Source organism: Lysinibacillus sp. FSL M8-0216, assembly GCF_038595555.1.
In the GTDB taxonomy this organism is placed as follows: Bacteria; Bacillota; Bacilli; order Bacillales_A; family Planococcaceae; genus Lysinibacillus; species Lysinibacillus fusiformis.
This window is the reverse complement of record NZ_CP152007.1, coordinates 2,547,708-2,563,796: the sequence shown is the minus strand read 5'-3', so window position 1 is coordinate 2,563,796 and position 16,089 is coordinate 2,547,708. Positions and strand designations below refer to the sequence as shown.

The window sequence follows — 16,089 nt, the reverse complement described above, 5'->3', positions numbered from 1 at the left end:
TTTCATGCAAAACAATGAGGCGCTTTTCTGAAATAAGGAAAGCGTCTTTATGATATTAATGATTCCATTCCTGCTCCTCCTTATATTCAATCCATTTCGCCTCTGGAAAAGTTTTCTTGAAATAATTTATTTTTTGATTCTGAATGCTCCTAGCCTATAACCAAAATATTAGCTAATTAAACCTCCGCCAGACTTTCATGTGGACTGCGACTAATCTTATATAAACCATTTTTCTTGAAAACACTATTCATTTCCATATTTTACACTCTATTAATATTTGTAGCAGTCATGTAAACTACGTCTATTGGTAAAAATTTAATAGAAGAAAGTAGAGGCAACCACCAATGAAAGCACTTTATGTTTTTTTATCTTCCCTTGTATTTTTTGGATTTATTTGTGTTTCACCAGCAGCCGCAGCAGAAAAACCCATTGATTTATATTTTTTGGATGATGTTGATTACGATCATTGGGCATACGAAGAATTGGAACGTTTCCTGTATGCAGATATTATAGACGGATATGTGGAAACAGAATCGTTTGAGGAAGATGGGGAGAAATATGATTATACATACGTCTCTATAAAACCAAAAAATTCGATTACTCGTGCTGAATTCACGAAAATTTTAGTGAATTCAATGAATTTACGTGCAGGTGAAACAGTTAAATCATTCCCTGATGTAAAACCAGCGAAATGGTATTACGAGTATGTGAAGGTTGCTAGCAGCCAAGGCATAATCAATGGTAAACCAGACGGCACTTTCCGACCGAATGATAAGATTACACGTAACGAAATGGCAGTCATGATTTACCGTGCATTTGAGTCAACGCTTGATTTTTCAGCAACAGGAAAAGTATTCCCGGATGTACCAAAGGGGAATTTTGCCTATGAAGCGGTTATGAAAACGGCAGCTTTAGGAATTATCAAAGGGTATGGAAATATCTTCAAACCTTACAATGATGCCACTCGCGCTGAAGCTATCGTGATGATTGACCGTGCCTTACATTTAGTGCCAGGAACAGATGAAGATCCAGCTGCAAGCATTCAAACAGTGGATCGTTACATTAAAGACGAGATGAAGTTTACTGAACAACAAGACGTAGAAGCATTAAAAGCCCTTTATCATGAAACGACAATGGGTTACCAACTAGCTTATTCACTTGATAGTATGGATATGGCAGGTATGATTGAAGAAGATGCAGATACTAAATTCACGATGGAACAGATTGGTGAACATGTGATCAATGCAGTTTCTGTAACTAATCATTTTGCTGAAGTTCGCATTGATAACCTAGTATATAAAATATCTATGACAGCTCCAGATATGTCTTTTAACATGAACATTGACTTATCAGGTACTGCTTATCTTAAGAAAAATGATGATGGTAAATGGAAAATTTATAACGTTGTTCTTGATGAAGATGACTCTGACCAAGATTGGAAAGAAACATTAGAAACTGAGATCAACTAAGAACAAAAAGCGGAAGGGATTTATTATCTCAAATCCGCTTTTTTTCATAAAGTAAATAAGTGATTTTTACCTTTAAAAGTTTTACACCAAAATTATAGGTTTGAAATAAAGTCAATTTACTTATAAAAAAGACGAACCGGAATTTCTGATTTCGGTTTTTATTGTGGATTAAGATCCAGTATTGGCTCTAATTGTACGACTTTCCTCTGAAGAATCCTCATCATAGAATTCATTAGGTTATAATATAGTATAGATTTTTCGAATGGAGCGATGGATATGAATGGAGCGCAAAAAGCGTTTTTTGAGGAAAAGGAACGTTCACTTGGCGTTGGTCTAAATGATGTGCAGATGCAGGCAGTGCTGCAAACGAATGGTCCGTTGCTACTATTGGCATCGCCTGGTTCAGGAAAAACGACGACGATTATTATGCGTATTGGATATATGATTGAGGAGCTTGGTGTGAAGCCTTCTCGCATAAAGGCTGTTACGTTTAGCAAGGCATCGGCAGGTGATATGAAGGCACGTTTTGCAAAGTTTTTCCCGCATTTGCCACCGGTTGATTTTTCGACGATTCATAGTTTAGCTTTTCAAGTTGTGCGGCAGACACTTGAACGTCAGGGCATTTCGTACGGCATTATTGAAGAATCGGACAAGCCGGGTGTTGTTTCTAAAAAACGAGTGCTTCGCGAGATTTTTGAACAATTAAATGACACAAAAATTACTGAAGATCAGCTAGACGAGCTTCTGACGTACATAACGTTTATCAAAAATAAAATGCTGCCAGAACAGGAATGGGATATTGCAAACGTAAAGGTGCCAAGAAAAGTACAGATTTTACAACGTTATGAGGAATATAAGCGCACAGGTAGTGACCATTTGTTAATTGATTTTGACGATATGCTATTAATGGCAAATGAAATTTTCATGAAAAACCGAGAAGTGCTAGCACAATACCAACGTCGCTATGATTATTATTTTACGGATGAGAGTCAGGATACATCGCCCGTCCAGCATGAGATTATCGCGAAGCTTGTCGCAGTGCATCAAAATTTATGCGTCGTCGCGGATGAGGATCAGGCCATTTATAGCTGGCGCGGTGCAGACCCAGACTATTTGTTGGATTTCCAAAAGGTATTTCCGGAGGCGCAAGTTTTACTGATGACACAAAACTATCGCTCATCTGCATCGATTGTAGAGCCAGCCAATATGTTCATTCAGCGTAATAAAAAACGTTATAACAAACAAATGTTTACGGAAAACCCTGCAGCAGAGCCAATCTCATTTAAGATTCTAGAGAATTACCATTTACAGGCCAAATATTTAGTGGATCAGTTGAAAAATCTGTCTAAGCGTGGCTCAACGGCTATTTTATATCGAAATAATACGTCAGCCATTCCACTTATGGACGCGATTGACAGAGTAGGTTTGCCTTTCTATATGAAAGATTCCACCATTCGCTTTTTTACGCATTGGGTCGTGGAGGATATTATGAACTTCATGCGTCTAGCGTACAATACAAAAAACATCACTGTCTTTGAAAAAATTTACAGAAAAATGAATGCTTATATTACACCAGCACAATTGAAGGCACTACAAAGGGTGCCGGAGGAATGCTGTGTATTCACACAGTTGTTAGAGCATGTTGAGTTAAAGGATTATCAGCCAGAATATATTAAGCGAATTCGCAAAACGTATGAAAGCATTCGATTTGATAAAACGACGCCAACCGCCATGCTAGAGCATATCCGTTATGACTTTGGTTATGAGCGTACTTTAAAGAAAATGAGTGAGACTCTCGGCTTTAATTATGAAAATTTACTAGATATTGTAGATGTACTTGGTTTAATTGCGCGCCATACGCAGACGATGACCGAATTTGCAGGTCGTTTGAAGCAGCTTGAACATTTAGCACGCTCGTCTCACATAAAAAAAGATTTGAATGCCATTACACTGACAACATTGCACAGTTCAAAAGGCTTAGAATTTGACCGTGTGTATTTGATTGACTTAATTGAAGGGATTTTACCTAGTGAGCAGGAAGAAGAAATAGAAGAAGAAACGCGACTCTTTTATGTAGGTATCACGCGAGCGATTCGCCATTTGGAATTAATTTCGTATAGCAAGCGCTTTAAAACAAGTGTGGTGCCATCGATTTTCATGAAGGAGTTAAAACAAATCGTTTCACCGCAGGAAGTACCAAAGAAAGCGCAGAAAAGCCCGAGGAAAGCACTGAAGCAATATTATAATGAGCGGACAATTACAACCGAGTCAGCGTTAATCGTTGGCTCGAAAGTAATGCATGTGATTTTTGGAGAAGGTGAAATAGTAGCTGTTACAAGTAGCACGATTGAATTGTCATTTACAACAGGAAATAAGAAGTTTGTGACGGATACATGTTTACAGCAAGGCTATCTAGAAATGATGGAAGAGTAAATGTAGCGTATTCTGGAGTTTTCTAGATGTACAGGCACCCGCTCGGTCAGTTCCACATTGAAGTTGGTAAAAACAAAGCCAGAAAAGACGGTTGTTGGTTATCGCGTTAAAAGATGATATTATCTGTTTTCGATAGGTTAGATACATGTGGTGCTTGTAATTAATGAATAGAATATCTAGTTGCTGTGAAGAAATGAATGGTTCTTTGTTTAGTGATCATGATAGAAAGTAAATGTCATGTTTTAAAATTTAAATAACATCCTTTTTGTGGGATATTTTTTCTTACTTAATATGAGAGCTAATTAGAATAAGTGTAATTCCTGTAAATAGGCAAATGATTCTCATGACAGGAATTTTATCAGCGAGTCCAAATAAGGCAATGGCAGTCGTTACGATTAAAACTGTTGGACCAACCAAAGCAAGCAGTGTATTAATATAAAATGCTTTTTCTAAACTATTCAACTTTAGCATTAACAACCCAGCACTTACTTCAATACTTCCAGATAAAACCCGTAAAATAACCATAGCAAGAAGAGATTTATCAATAATTGTCATCATCCTATCTTTATCAATAATTTCGTTTATTCGAACATTCCATCATTCAGACAGAATCAACATAGGCTTTTGTTTTATAGAAATATTAACATCAATATATGTAGGGCTCATATCAAATATTCTTGTTATATAATGCTTTATAGTATTGAGTTAATAAGTGATTTTATAGGTAATCGAATCAGTTTGATATATCTATTTTTCTGGTTAAATAGATTTTTAGTTGAGTAAGTCATAGACACACATAATTATCCCACTACCATACTTTGCGAATTCTTCATTTTAAGTGAGGGGAGACCATTTACTAGAATTTATTTCTACTATTAGTTCTTGGTATGAAATGTTTAGCATTTGAGCTACGCTGGAAGTGATATATATTCAGGAAACTGATAAGAATAATGAATCATTTTAGAATGAGAATTGAAAAAGATTATTTTTTGCTAGATACAAATGGATATCAAACTAAACCTAACAATGGAGGTATTCATTAAATGTATATTGTGCCTATCGGTTTTTTTATAATTTTCCTTATTACAACAGCCACGGGACTACTTTTCATATTTAAGCTGAAAAAGAAAAGTAAATATTTACATTGCTAATGGAACAATTGCTGTAGGGACAGGGATTTTTTCGTTAATAGCCTGCATTATTTTCTTTTTTTTTAAGCGAATCATAAGCCATTCTGTTTCTTGAATTTACGGAGCTGAGGATGGTTAAGTAAATAAGAACAAAGTAAAAGCGGTCCTCCACAGATTAGATTGTGGAAGGCCGCTTTTTTAGCATTAATACAGCACCATTTATTGTTGATTAAGTGTCTGATTCGTTTAACTCATAAATCTATTTAGCTTACGCAGCTTGACGCAATGATTTCATAATTAAGCTCACGATGAAAACTAGTAAAATTGCTCCAATGAGAGCAGGGAAGATGTAGAAATCAGAAATTTTAGGACCCCAACTACCTAGCAGCGTACCACCAATCCATGCACCAATAATACCTGCAATAATATTACCAATAATGCCACCTGGGATATCTTTTCCCAAAATTATTCCTGCAAGCCAACCGATAAGCCCGCCAATTATTAAAAACCAAATGAAACTCATACTGTACATCTCCTATCTTGTATTATAAATATTTCGCTATAGTGTTATATAACCTTTATTAATCCTCTTCAAACTATTTTGAGAAAAAAATTATTAAAAGTGGAAATTTAAAAGAAGATAGAGAACACTATTCTATCTATATGACAATGTGATCGATGGTCAGAAATAAGTAAAAAAAGTTTGTCTGTTATGATTTCTTTTTCCATTCTTGGCTCATCATCAATAAACTAAGGTAGCATGTATGGCTATTTTAAATAGAAAAACTTGAGTGCAGAGAAATTAAAAGGATTTAACACGGGACAATACCGGATTCAATCCTTCATAGCTGTTTAACTTAATGGAATGGGGGTGTCATTTCAAAAAGAAAAGGCGCCCATTTTTCATTTAAGGTTCAGTAGGGAAAGTAGTTAACATCTACATTTATTCTAGAGAATTTTTTATGGGCTTTTGAAGAACGTCTATAATGGCTGCGATGATAGCTGTTATTAAAATCCCTATTAGACCAAGTGCAATCGGACCTGCTGCATCGTCACCCGTGAACATAGCAAAAAACCTTAAGTAAACTAGTAGAATCAAAATGAAGAAAATAACTGTGAAAGCACATTTTTTTATAGCCTTCAAGGATTTAAGAGATAACTCAGAAAAGGCATTGTTTAGATGGATATAACTTAATAGTTTATATGCTTGAAACAACGCAACAGAAAATGTAATGCATACTCCGTAGGCACATAGTAATAATGGATATATCGAGTAATCTCCGGGACGCACTTTCGCATCTCGTATAGCTGCTTGAGGTAACCAATATACACACACAGCAAGTACCGCAATTCCAATAAGAAAAGCAACGATTTTTAAGAAAAAAGTTGAACTTAGTTTAATATTCATTTGAAGCACCTCATTGATTTAATGATAATATGATATTAGCTTATTTATTATCGTTTATCAATATGTTTATTTTGCTTTTCGTTATATTATTGTTGTTATTCAATTTATTTTTTCTTGTTTTAACAAGCGATAGAAAAATCACGAACTTGATACGAGGTCTATAATTATACATTTTCTTGGATAATCTATCTTTAGGGGTATTTTTAAATGGCGTAAATAAAATAAGGAATATGAGCATCATATTAATTGGAGTAGAGGCTCTTGTTTTTGTTTGATTCAATAAAATTCATTTTTTGAATTTGCATGATTAATATCTATTGAAATAAGCTTATTACTGATAATGAGTGTTAATGGAACTTGGCTATATTTTATTGAATGGTACTGGAAATCCCAAAAGATAAAAATTTCCCTAGATGAAAGCCCACTGTATAAGTTAGTGGTCGGAAAAAAATAAAGGGCTTCAAGAAAAATGGTGTCGATAGCTACGGTAATACATTCAAAAAATATTTAAAAAAAACGGTTGACATGGACGCTACTAGTTGATACTATGTAGTTGTAATAAGTAATACTTAATAGCTTGATTACTCAAAAGCTGTTTTAAAAAAATTTTACCTAAGTACTAAGTTGTACTGAATATAAGTCAGACAAAGTAGAGGAGGTTCTAAATATGGAAAATTTAACAGAAATGCTGAAGGGTTCGCTGGAAGGCTGCGTACTGGAAATCATCAGCCGCCATGAAACCTACGGATACGAAATTACTCGACGCTTGAATGAGTTAGGTTTTACCGAAGTCGTAGAAGGGACGGTATACACCATCCTTGTGCGTTTAGAAAAGAAAAATCTGGTAAGTATTGAAAAGAAACCGTCAGATATGGGACCACCCCGCAAGTTTTACTCACTAAATGAGGCAGGACGTGAAGAACTTAAGTTGTTTTGGGAAAAATGGGATTTTATATCTTCGAAAATCAATGTCCTAAAGTCAATCTAGTTTCATAGGATATTCCGTCCAATACTTTTGAGGTATCTTTTTTGCTTAATAAAAAGGAGGAAAATAACATGATAGAAATGTTCAAAAAATTGATTGGTGATAAAAAAGAGTACAAGATGATGATGGCACGGGTTGAGGAACTTCCAGATGACTACCAATTTGTATTTAAAAAAATTCAAAACTACATGTGGAATTTTACATCGGGCAATGGGATGGATATGCTGCACATGCAGTATGAATTGATCGATTTGTTTGAAGCTGGTGCAGCGGAAGGCAGACAAGTGCTGGAAATCACAGGTGAAGATGTGGCATCCTTTGCTGATGAACTAGTAGCAAACGCTAAAACCTATATCGCCAAGTATCGTGAGGATTTGAATCAGAGCATTTTGAATCGATTAGGAAAAAATAAATAGACCCGTCGATTAAGACTGAATAGCTAATTACAATGGTTAATTACCGCCTTCGCTATTCAGTTTTACTTTTAATTAAGTACTAAGTTATACAGATTATCAGTTTGACTGAGTAGTTGAGTGAATGCAAACTGTAAGGAGATTTTTATAAGGGAGGAAAAAAGTATGACTAATGAAGTGATTTCTGTAAAAGGGTTAAAAAAATCTTTTCAAGAAAAGGAAGTCTTAAAGGGGGTGGATTTTGAGGTGCATCGTGGCGAAATTTTCGCACTTCTAGGCTCAAATGGAGCAGGCAAGACAACGATAGTCAACATCCTTTCAACGCTGATGAAGCCTGATGGTGGCAAAGTAGGTATTTGCGGTCATGATGTCCAGTATCAACCAGATTATGTCCGTCAGAGCATCAGCCTGACAGGGCAGTTCGCTGCTTTGGATGGCATGCTCACTGGGCGGGAAAACCTGATGCTGGTTGCCAAGTTGCGAGGCGTTTCCAATCCTTCACAAATCGCAGACAATCTGATAGCAAAATTCAGCCTGATAGAAGCGGCCAATCGTCGGGCAGACAAATACTCTGGCGGGATGAAGCGCAGGCTAGACATTGCGATGAGCATAATTGGGAGGCCAGAAGTCATTTTTCTAGACGAACCAACAACAGGGCTTGACCCCGAAGCTCGGATTGAAGTATGGGAAACTGTCAAGGAGCTTGCCGGTGGTGGCACGACCATCTTCCTCACGACACAGTACCTGGAGGAAGCCGAACAAATGGCTGATCGTATTGCCATCCTACATGACGGAAAAATCATTACAACTGGTACTCTAAGCGAACTCAAAGAGATGTTCCCGCCAGCGAAAGTAGAGTACATTGAAAAACAACCGTCACTGGAGGAAATCTTCCTCGGAATCATAGGAAAAAAGGAGGGAATATAAATGACAAGCAAAACATGGGTATTATTAGGACGATTAATGCGTAACATCATGCGCAGCCCGGATACTATAATTACAGTGGCGATTACGCCGATTATGATGATGCTTCTGTTTGTCTACGTATTTGGCGGCGCCATAGAAACAGGTACGGATAACTACGTCAATTATTTATTGCCAGGAATCTTGCTGATGGCTATCGCATCCGGCGGCGCTTACACTTCCGCACGGATGTTTACGGATATAAAGAACGGGCTGATGGCGCGTTTTATGACCATGCCCATCAAGCGCTCGTCTGTATTGTGGGCTCACGTGTTGACCTCGCTTGTTTCTAATGCCATTACGATTGTGGTGGTTGTTCTCGTCGCGCTCTTGATGGGCTTCCGTTCCAGCGCTGAAGTTCTGGATTGGCTTGCGGTGGCTGGGATACTGGGTCTGTTTACGTTAGCTCTGTCATGGTTGGCCATTATTCCGGGATTGGCAGCACGGACTATGGAGGGGGCGACAGCTTACTCATACCCTCTGGTTTTCTTACCGTTTATCAGTTCAGCCTTTGTTCCCACCGAAACAATGCCAAAATTTGTCCGTGCGTTTGCTGAAAACCAGCCCGTTACCTCAATCGTGAATGCGATTCGTGCCCTCTTATATGAAGGTTCTGTTGGCAACGATATCTGGCTTGCTCTTTCCTGGTGCGTCGGCATCATGGTTATCGCTTACTTTTTCGCCATTAAACAATTTAAGCGCCAGTTAAGTTAGGGAGATAATGAAAGAATAAAGCAGTAGCGTCTTTAATATCATTGCTTAAGAATTGGTTATCGGTGTACGGATACAGTAAAGACAGCTAACGATCCCATGTACATTTCTAAAAAATATTAAAAAAATAACGATACAAGGTGAAGGAGAAGTTTCATAAGATTTTTTTAGTGAGATCTTTTATTGTTGAGGAACGTTTTCGTTAAATTGGATATTATTGTTGAAATCATAGAATAAGATTGTGATTTTTCTCACTTAAACTAACAGGGAAGGTTAGTTGAATAAGGGCGAATCCAAGTTTGTATAAGACTAAGATGTTTAAGGTGCTAGATTATAAAAGGCAACTGTAAAGTGCGTTTAAAACACAAGCTATATAGATAAAAACCGAGATGGCTTCTTTGTCATCTTGGCCCTATGCTACGTTATAATGAATGAACAATACGGTCTCGAAACATAGTACTTCGACCAAAATATGCAATAGAAAAAAGGCACTTTCTTTAACCTCTTATTCTAAATGTTATGGAGCTTGTAGGATTGAATATATCACAAATAAATTCAACAAAGCGGTATGTTTACGGAACATACCGCTTTGTTGATTGTGTTACGTTCGACTATTCAAATACTTGAACAAAACTATTGAGAGAAGCGACCTCTTGTGTCTCATTCATCACTTCTATATAGGACTTTATTAAAGCTTGAATGGAAAGTGGTGCTATCTCAAATTCATCAGCGATGGCATTTGCATAATCACGTTCCCACCCACCATCTTGCAAATAGTCCGCTTCAACGATAACAGACTTTTTCAACTGAAAATTCGCTGTTTCCGCAATAGCTAAACTTTGACTTTTACTCCACACATTCTGAATGTTCCCTTCGTTTTCAATAAAGGCTGAATAAAGCGCCAAAATGGAAACTGCACAAAAATGACTACGTTGCTGTAAGCTCGTATACGCCATATCCCATTCTGCAAAACATAGCTTCACACCTAATTGCTTCGCGCGTTTAAAATACTGAAGTAGCTGTTCCTTTGATTTGAAATACCAAGAACTATGGGACAACACGACCACATCAATGTTCTCTAAAAGATGAAACGTTAAAAAATCTGTCTCCACATGAAACGAGATTCGCTTCCCTAATGGCGATGACTGAATTTGCGCATGGGCTTGTGCAAGGGTTAACGGTGCACCGTAATCACTTGCTGCGATATCAAGTGCAAGTACATGTCCAGTGTCACCAACAATGTCTGCCAACACTACCGTTGTATCCCCTTGACCGCAGCCAATTTCAAGAACACGCATGCCTCCTTGAATGTCAAACGCCTCGACTAACGCGAAACGATGACGTAATTGTATCTGTTGAATTTCATTTTCTTTATATAAATTATATTTTTGACAAAATGATTTTACTTGGTCTTGCATGTAGACTCCTCCTTGGGTAACGTAGCGTTGCCGAACGCTATGTAAAGGATTGAGGCTTAGCTACATTTACCCTCACATCGTTTTAACTTGTTAATGATGTATTCTCTTAAAGTCAGCATCAATTCATTTCCCCTCTCGATTATCATTCCAGATATTATAAGATAAAACTATGAATTTGTCAGTTAGAGGAAATTTCAATTCCTACTTTCCCATTTTGTCCAAAATTGTCAGTCGTCATTACGGAAAAGGGCGCAATTGTTGAGGTAGCAGATTTAAATTCAAGATACTTTAGCTCATTTAAGGTTTTTAAGCTATACATAATCATTCAAAATAATGTGCCCAAATGAAAATTTGGAAAGAGACCGAAAACAAAAAATGTGGTTAAACCAACATTTGCATTAGAGGACCTGAATGTGTTGTGTAGTCACTTTTAAATTAAGTAAGTTATTTATGTTAAAATATATGGTAATTGCAATTTTTTTCTTAATTTTTAAAATTGTGCAAAAGAGAGGGATGATTAGAAAATGGATGATTTTGTGGAATTATGGGATGTGTATGATATAAATCGTATTAAAACAAAACGTATGTGGGTTCGTGGTGAAAAACCTCGACCTGGTGATTGGCATTTAGTTATTCATGTTTGTATTTTTAATTCAAGTGGAGAAATGCTCATTCAACAAAGGCAGCCCTTCAAAGAGGGATGGCCAAATATGTGGGACCTTACTGTGGGAGGGAGCGCGATAGCTGGGGATACAAGTCAAATTGCAGCACAAAGAGAATTGTATGAAGAAATAGGTTTACAATTAGATCTTCAGCAAATACGTCCTCATTTAACCATTAACTTTGAGAACGGTTTTGACGATATATATCTAATCGAAGAAAATGTGCAGTTACATAAGCTCACTTTACAGTATGAAGAAGTACAAAATGTGAAATGGGCAAGCAAGAAAGAAATTTTGACTATGATCAAAAACGGAGAGTTTATTCCTTATTATGAAAGCCTTATTCAATTACTATTTGATAGCAGAAAGCAACGAGGCGCTATTCGATTGTAGTTAATCTCCAGCAATCACAAAAAGGTAATTTACAAGTTGTTTTTAAAAACATTGAAGAAACTTTAACACAGGATATAGATGAACTAGATATCTTTTTTGAAATTATAGAGGAAGCAATTGAAAGGTTCCATTTACACGCTAATAATATTTCATTTGAATTGAACAGCAAAATACTGGACTTAGAAGCAAACTTAATAAATTAAAGAAAGACTGTTTTCGTAAAGATTGTTGTTAGCCAACTATGATGCAGGTAAATGCAAGAAGAATTTAGAATATTGTTTCGATATGGACGCAAAAAATGGGGGAAGTAATATGTTTATAGTTAGAACAGTTATTTTATGGATTATTATATCAACTATCATTAATGCCTATTTAATGACATTACCCATACCTGTTTTACGAAAAAGAAATTATCCGGCTAACTATCTTATTCTACAAAACAACCGAATAGATTTTCAAAACAATACGGAATGTGCAGCATTTTCAACAGCGTATGTATTGCGCCATTTTGGTATGGAGGAAGAGGGTGAAGCGTTATATACGCAATTTCCTAGTAAAACAAGGGCAGGCACTGTATATTCAAAGGGAATTCGTGAAGTATTAAGAAGAAAGGGCTTTCAAACAAACTATTATAAAGGAAATATAAATACATTAAAGTATGAAGTTAGTAAAGGAACTCCCGTAATTGTTTTTATAAAAGTACAGAAAAATCGAAATAATTTGCATTTTGTCCCCGTAGTAGGCTATGACAAGGAGTATATTTACCTTTCAGAATCATTAAGGCATCTAGTGAATTGTGATGATGATAACAAGAGCTATAATCGAAAAGTTCCGATTAATGAATTTAAGAAACTTTGGAATGTAAAGAGAATTCATATGCTTCTTTATAGCAATACTTACATAACCGTAGACGCCACACAAAGCTAATATTTATGAGCGGGCCCATCAGAAAAATGCGGATTTGCAACGTTAAAACGGCGCTTGTGATGCATTTTTGTTCAACTAACAGGGGCTTTAATTAAAGAAGATAGTCAAAATCAGGAGCAACAATCTATACGAAAACAGCCTAATGAAAAAAAGTTTTACCAATCTAAACAAAAAAATGTTCCCAAATGAAAGTTTGAGGACCTGAAAAATAATCTTCCACAATCGGGCGCTTTCTGAAATTAGGAAAGCGTCTTTCTTCATGGAAAGGGCAAGATTGAGGAATAACAATCCTTAAAAAATGTTACCTAACGACGCTTGTGCAAAAATAATATAGTTGATTAAAATCCTTATTCCACGAGAGGAGCAGGTTAGTGGAAGCAATAGTAATTAGTTTTGACTGGGGAAAATTGTCGAGGATATAAAAAAAGACACCGAAGTGTCTTATGTTTTTTAAATAAAGATACCTATAAATTGAAATGTAATTCCTTCACATTATGCTTATCATGGGAGCGAGGTATTTTATCGGTGAGTGTATACAAACCATGTAATGCTCGCTGTTAATAATACTGACGAAATCAAAGCTGTAAGAACGCTATATGTTTGCCAAATAAGTATCGTTGACCAATCGAAAGCAAAGCACAGTATACCCAGGGCAATCGTAGCGATCAGGAAAATAACTGTTACGACTGTTCTCTTTTTTGTCATTGGATGTCGCTCATTTGTTTTCCTTCTGCGTAATCCTAAGAGAAATAGCAAAACAGCCAATAGGCAAAGAATAATTGTGATAGACGACAAAATAATATCCAAAAGCTGTGTGCCACTTATTTCATAGGACTGAGCTAGACTGCCGTCTAATATATCTTTAACTTTTAGTACCAGGTTTATATTGGTATTTGCGCCGTTGCTCAGTAAACAGACGGCTGTTCGTTCATTTAGCAGTATAAGTACTTCGGTTCTGAAATTTGGATTGCCCCCTGTGTGTTCTATAATCGTTTGGTCGGCGTTTACCAACCAGCCTGCCGCATAATACATATCGTTGACAGACGAAACAGACATATCACCCCTATGTGATTTTTCAATAACCCTGTGAAATATTTCAGGTATGTTCTGCACGATACCCATTTGTATGCCCATCCAACGCGCCATATCTTTTGTATTAGAAATGATGTAGCCTGCGGGTTTATTCCCAGCATAATCTGGAGCCTTAAATGGAGTTGTCATAAAAAAGGAAGAACGATAGCCCTGTGCCAACTGTCCAGTAGCTTGAGCATCTTTTTTATAAACATACGTCTGGTGAAGACCTAACGGCTGAAATACCTGTTCCTCCATAAAGTCTTCATAGCTTTGTCGTGACACGATCTCAATAACCAAACCCAATACGTCATAATTAACGGTTCCATAGTTATACTGTTCACCGGGAGGGAACTCCAATTCAGCATCTACGAGCATTTCCACAGTCTTCTGCAACATATCTGGTGTATTGCCTTGTGGAATATTTTGAATATGTCTACTATTTGTTAGACCACTTGTATGGTGAAGAAAGTTATTTAGTGTAAGGCTTTGCATTTCAACAGGTTTCCCTTGATACTTTAACGTAAACCAAGGTAAATATTTTTGGATAGGGTCAGTCATTGAGAGCAGCCCTTGCTCTTCCAACAGCATAATACCCATACCGGTAAAAGCTTTACTGACCGAGGCTAACTCATAGAGTGTATTTTCACTTGCAGACAACCCCTTTTCACGATCTGCATACCCTGAAGAAAAGTAGAACACTTCATCATCTGCAAGTATTGAGATTGACATGCCCGGCACACCTGATATACGAGAGGCATCATCTAGCAACGCTTGTATTGCCGCAGATTTCGAATCTGACAACGCATAACTTGGTGTTGGGAATCCTGAGAGTAATATAAATAACGTTAATACAAAAATAATAATCTTTTTCATACACCCTCCTTTTTGAAAAGTTGTAAGGAAATAAAATCAATAAGCAATTATTACAACTACTAAACTAAATTTTAATTTAACTTTCTATTCATCTATATAATATCAAGTAATTGTGAAGAGTTACACTTAACGAACAGATATGTTAGTTCTATAAGCAACGATCTTCAAGACAATTGGGCTATTTTCACGTAGAGTTGAATTACAGTTGTGACGAAAAACCTCCTTGAAACCGAATAGGAGAGCAACATTTCAAATAATGTTCCTTGTTATAATTCTCTATGTAATATAACGATGTTTGAACAAGGAGATGGAAGCATGAGTAAGTTAACAGGCAAAATCGCTTTAGTTACAGGATCAAGTCGAGGAATTGGCCGCAGTATTGCATTGCGTCTGGCACAAGAGGGGGCCTTTGTTGTCGTTCATTACGGGAAAAGACGTAATGAGGCAGAAGCAGTTGTTCACCAGATCAAACAAAGCGGAGGAAATGCTTGCGCGATTGGTGCTGACCTTAGTACTCTAGATGGTATTCAAGATTTATTTACTACTTTGGATGATACAATTCGGGAGTATATGGGCGGTAGTGGATTCGATATTCTTGTCAACAATGCTGGAATTGGTCAAATTATCAGTTTAGATGAGACGACGGAAGAATCATTTGACGAGGTAATGAACATTAATGTTAAAGCACCACTTTTTGTTACTCAGCAAGCTTTGCCACGTTTAAAAGATGGAGGGCGTATTATTAATATTTCATCCTTTGTGACACGTGCAGCTTCGCCAAGTGTCTTCACGTACAGTATGTCCAAAGGTGCTATCGACACATTTACACGTCTTCTAGCCAAGGAACTAGGGAGCCGTAATATTACGGTAAACGCCATCCAGCCTGGAATTATTAATACAGAAATGAATGCTGAGACTTTGGAAAACCTGGAAGGACAAAAATATGCGGCTGGTCTTTCAATTTTCAACAGATGGGGAGAACCCGAGGATGTGGCAGATATTGCCGTATTTCTTGCTTCCTCAGACAGCCGTTGGGTAACAGGTCAATTGCTCGATGCAAGTGGAGGATCTCATCTATAGAATAGTTTAAGCAGTTACTGAGGAATGAACTCTGTATTGGGCAGGGCTCATTCCTTTTAATTTTCCTTTCATTCGTTTGTTAGTGTAAATAGTAAATTCTCCAATTCTGAAGTGAAATGTTCCATACTTTCAGAGTTTAATACTCGTGCT

14 protein-coding genes are annotated in these 16,089 nt (G+C 36.8%); 9 read left to right on the top strand and 5 right to left on the bottom strand.

Annotated elements, in window-relative coordinates; genetic code table 11:
- Positions 1–344 precede the first annotated feature (344 nt).
- The gene (locus MKX57_RS12500; protein ID WP_089987172.1) at positions 345–1,469 is read left to right on the top strand and encodes an S-layer homology domain-containing protein; all 1,125 of its coding nucleotides are present in this window, start codon (positions 345–347) and stop codon (positions 1,467–1,469) included.
- Between the two features lie 276 nt (positions 1,470–1,745).
- Positions 1,746–3,902: an ATP-dependent helicase gene (locus MKX57_RS12495; protein WP_342550328.1), complete on the top strand. Its 2,157-nt coding sequence runs from the start codon at positions 1,746–1,748 to the stop codon at positions 3,900–3,902.
- A 282-nt stretch (positions 3,903–4,184) separates the two neighbouring features.
- On the opposite strand, the gene MKX57_RS12490 is transcribed toward MKX57_RS12495, so the two are convergent.
- The 3 genes from MKX57_RS12490 to MKX57_RS12480 form a co-directional block, all read right to left on the bottom strand.
- Positions 4,185–4,460: a YqhV family protein gene (locus MKX57_RS12490; protein ID WP_008177674.1), complete on the bottom strand. Its 276-nt coding sequence runs from the start codon at positions 4,458–4,460 to the stop codon at positions 4,185–4,187.
- Positions 4,461–5,300: 840 nt separating this feature from the next.
- On the bottom strand, positions 5,301–5,555 hold the full coding sequence (locus tag MKX57_RS12485; protein WP_089987405.1) for a GlsB/YeaQ/YmgE family stress response membrane protein: 255 nt from the start codon (positions 5,553–5,555) through the stop codon (positions 5,301–5,303).
- Between the two features lie 420 nt (positions 5,556–5,975).
- The gene (locus tag MKX57_RS12480; RefSeq protein WP_089987404.1) at positions 5,976–6,440 is read right to left on the bottom strand and encodes a DUF2975 domain-containing protein; all 465 of its coding nucleotides are present in this window, start codon (positions 6,438–6,440) and stop codon (positions 5,976–5,978) included.
- 667 nt (positions 6,441–7,107) lie between these two features.
- On the opposite strand from MKX57_RS12480, the gene MKX57_RS12475 reads away from it, so the two are divergent.
- From MKX57_RS12475 to MKX57_RS12460, 4 genes are all read left to right on the top strand, one after another.
- A complete protein-coding gene (locus tag MKX57_RS12475) occupies positions 7,108–7,428 on the top strand; it encodes a PadR family transcriptional regulator (protein ID WP_008177681.1) in 321 nt (106 codons plus the stop codon).
- Between the two features lie 68 nt (positions 7,429–7,496).
- A complete protein-coding gene (locus MKX57_RS12470) occupies positions 7,497–7,841 on the top strand; it encodes a DUF1048 domain-containing protein (protein WP_089987403.1) in 345 nt (114 codons plus the stop codon).
- Positions 7,842–8,003: 162 nt separating this feature from the next.
- Positions 8,004–8,765: an ATP-binding cassette domain-containing protein gene (locus MKX57_RS12465; RefSeq protein WP_342550327.1), complete on the top strand. Its 762-nt coding sequence runs from the start codon at positions 8,004–8,006 to the stop codon at positions 8,763–8,765.
- Entirely contained in the window at positions 8,766–9,515 is a 750-nt protein-coding gene (locus tag MKX57_RS12460; RefSeq protein WP_342550326.1) for an ABC transporter permease, read from the top strand.
- A gap of 608 nt (positions 9,516–10,123) precedes the next feature.
- Here MKX57_RS12460 and MKX57_RS12455 read toward each other — a convergent pair.
- A complete protein-coding gene (locus MKX57_RS12455) occupies positions 10,124–10,930 on the bottom strand; it encodes a class I SAM-dependent methyltransferase (RefSeq protein WP_342550325.1) in 807 nt (268 codons plus the stop codon).
- Between the two features lie 536 nt (positions 10,931–11,466).
- On the opposite strand from MKX57_RS12455, the gene MKX57_RS12450 reads away from it, so the two are divergent.
- Entirely contained in the window at positions 11,467–11,985 is a 519-nt protein-coding gene (locus tag MKX57_RS12450) for an NUDIX domain-containing protein (RefSeq protein WP_342551126.1), read from the top strand.
- A 312-nt stretch (positions 11,986–12,297) separates the two neighbouring features.
- Entirely contained in the window at positions 12,298–12,912 is a 615-nt protein-coding gene (locus MKX57_RS12445; RefSeq protein WP_342550324.1) for a cysteine peptidase family C39 domain-containing protein, read from the top strand.
- A 519-nt stretch (positions 12,913–13,431) separates the two neighbouring features.
- Here the strand turns inward: MKX57_RS12445 and MKX57_RS12440 are convergent.
- Complete coding sequence (locus tag MKX57_RS12440) at positions 13,432–14,859, bottom strand: serine hydrolase domain-containing protein (protein WP_342550323.1); 1,428 nt, start codon at positions 14,857–14,859, stop codon at positions 13,432–13,434.
- A 315-nt stretch (positions 14,860–15,174) separates the two neighbouring features.
- Here MKX57_RS12440 and MKX57_RS12435 point away from each other — a divergent pair, with 315 nt between their 5' ends.
- Positions 15,175–15,939, top strand: coding sequence for an SDR family oxidoreductase (locus MKX57_RS12435; protein WP_115648598.1), 765 nt, complete (start codon positions 15,175–15,177; stop codon positions 15,937–15,939).
- The last annotated feature ends 150 nt before the right edge of the window (positions 15,940–16,089 follow it).

What these genes read in the sequence shown, in the direction of transcription:
- MKX57_RS12455 (WP_342550325.1), bottom strand. Translation starts at nt 10,930, where the DNA reads ATGCAAGACCAAGTAAAATCATTTTGTCAAAAATATAATTTATATAAA.
- MKX57_RS12495 (WP_342550328.1), top strand. Translation starts at nt 1,746, where the DNA reads ATGAATGGAGCGCAAAAAGCGTTTTTTGAGGAAAAGGAACGTTCACTT.
- MKX57_RS12475 (WP_008177681.1), top strand. Translation starts at nt 7,108, where the DNA reads ATGGAAAATTTAACAGAAATGCTGAAGGGTTCGCTGGAAGGCTGCGTA.
- MKX57_RS12485 (WP_089987405.1), bottom strand. Translation starts at nt 5,555, where the DNA reads ATGAGTTTCATTTGGTTTTTAATAATTGGCGGGCTTATCGGTTGGCTT.
- MKX57_RS12470 (WP_089987403.1), top strand. Translation starts at nt 7,497, where the DNA reads ATGATAGAAATGTTCAAAAAATTGATTGGTGATAAAAAAGAGTACAAG.
- MKX57_RS12500 (WP_089987172.1), top strand. Translation starts at nt 345, where the DNA reads ATGAAAGCACTTTATGTTTTTTTATCTTCCCTTGTATTTTTTGGATTT.
- MKX57_RS12445 (WP_342550324.1), top strand. Translation starts at nt 12,298, where the DNA reads ATGTTTATAGTTAGAACAGTTATTTTATGGATTATTATATCAACTATC.
- MKX57_RS12435 (WP_115648598.1), top strand. Translation starts at nt 15,175, where the DNA reads ATGAGTAAGTTAACAGGCAAAATCGCTTTAGTTACAGGATCAAGTCGA.
- MKX57_RS12490 (WP_008177674.1), bottom strand. Translation starts at nt 4,460, where the DNA reads ATGATGACAATTATTGATAAATCTCTTCTTGCTATGGTTATTTTACGG.
- MKX57_RS12440 (WP_342550323.1), bottom strand. Translation starts at nt 14,859, where the DNA reads ATGAAAAAGATTATTATTTTTGTATTAACGTTATTTATATTACTCTCA.
- MKX57_RS12480 (WP_089987404.1), bottom strand. Translation starts at nt 6,440, where the DNA reads ATGAATATTAAACTAAGTTCAACTTTTTTCTTAAAAATCGTTGCTTTT.
- MKX57_RS12460 (WP_342550326.1), top strand. Translation starts at nt 8,766, where the DNA reads ATGACAAGCAAAACATGGGTATTATTAGGACGATTAATGCGTAACATC.
- MKX57_RS12465 (WP_342550327.1), top strand. Translation starts at nt 8,004, where the DNA reads ATGACTAATGAAGTGATTTCTGTAAAAGGGTTAAAAAAATCTTTTCAA.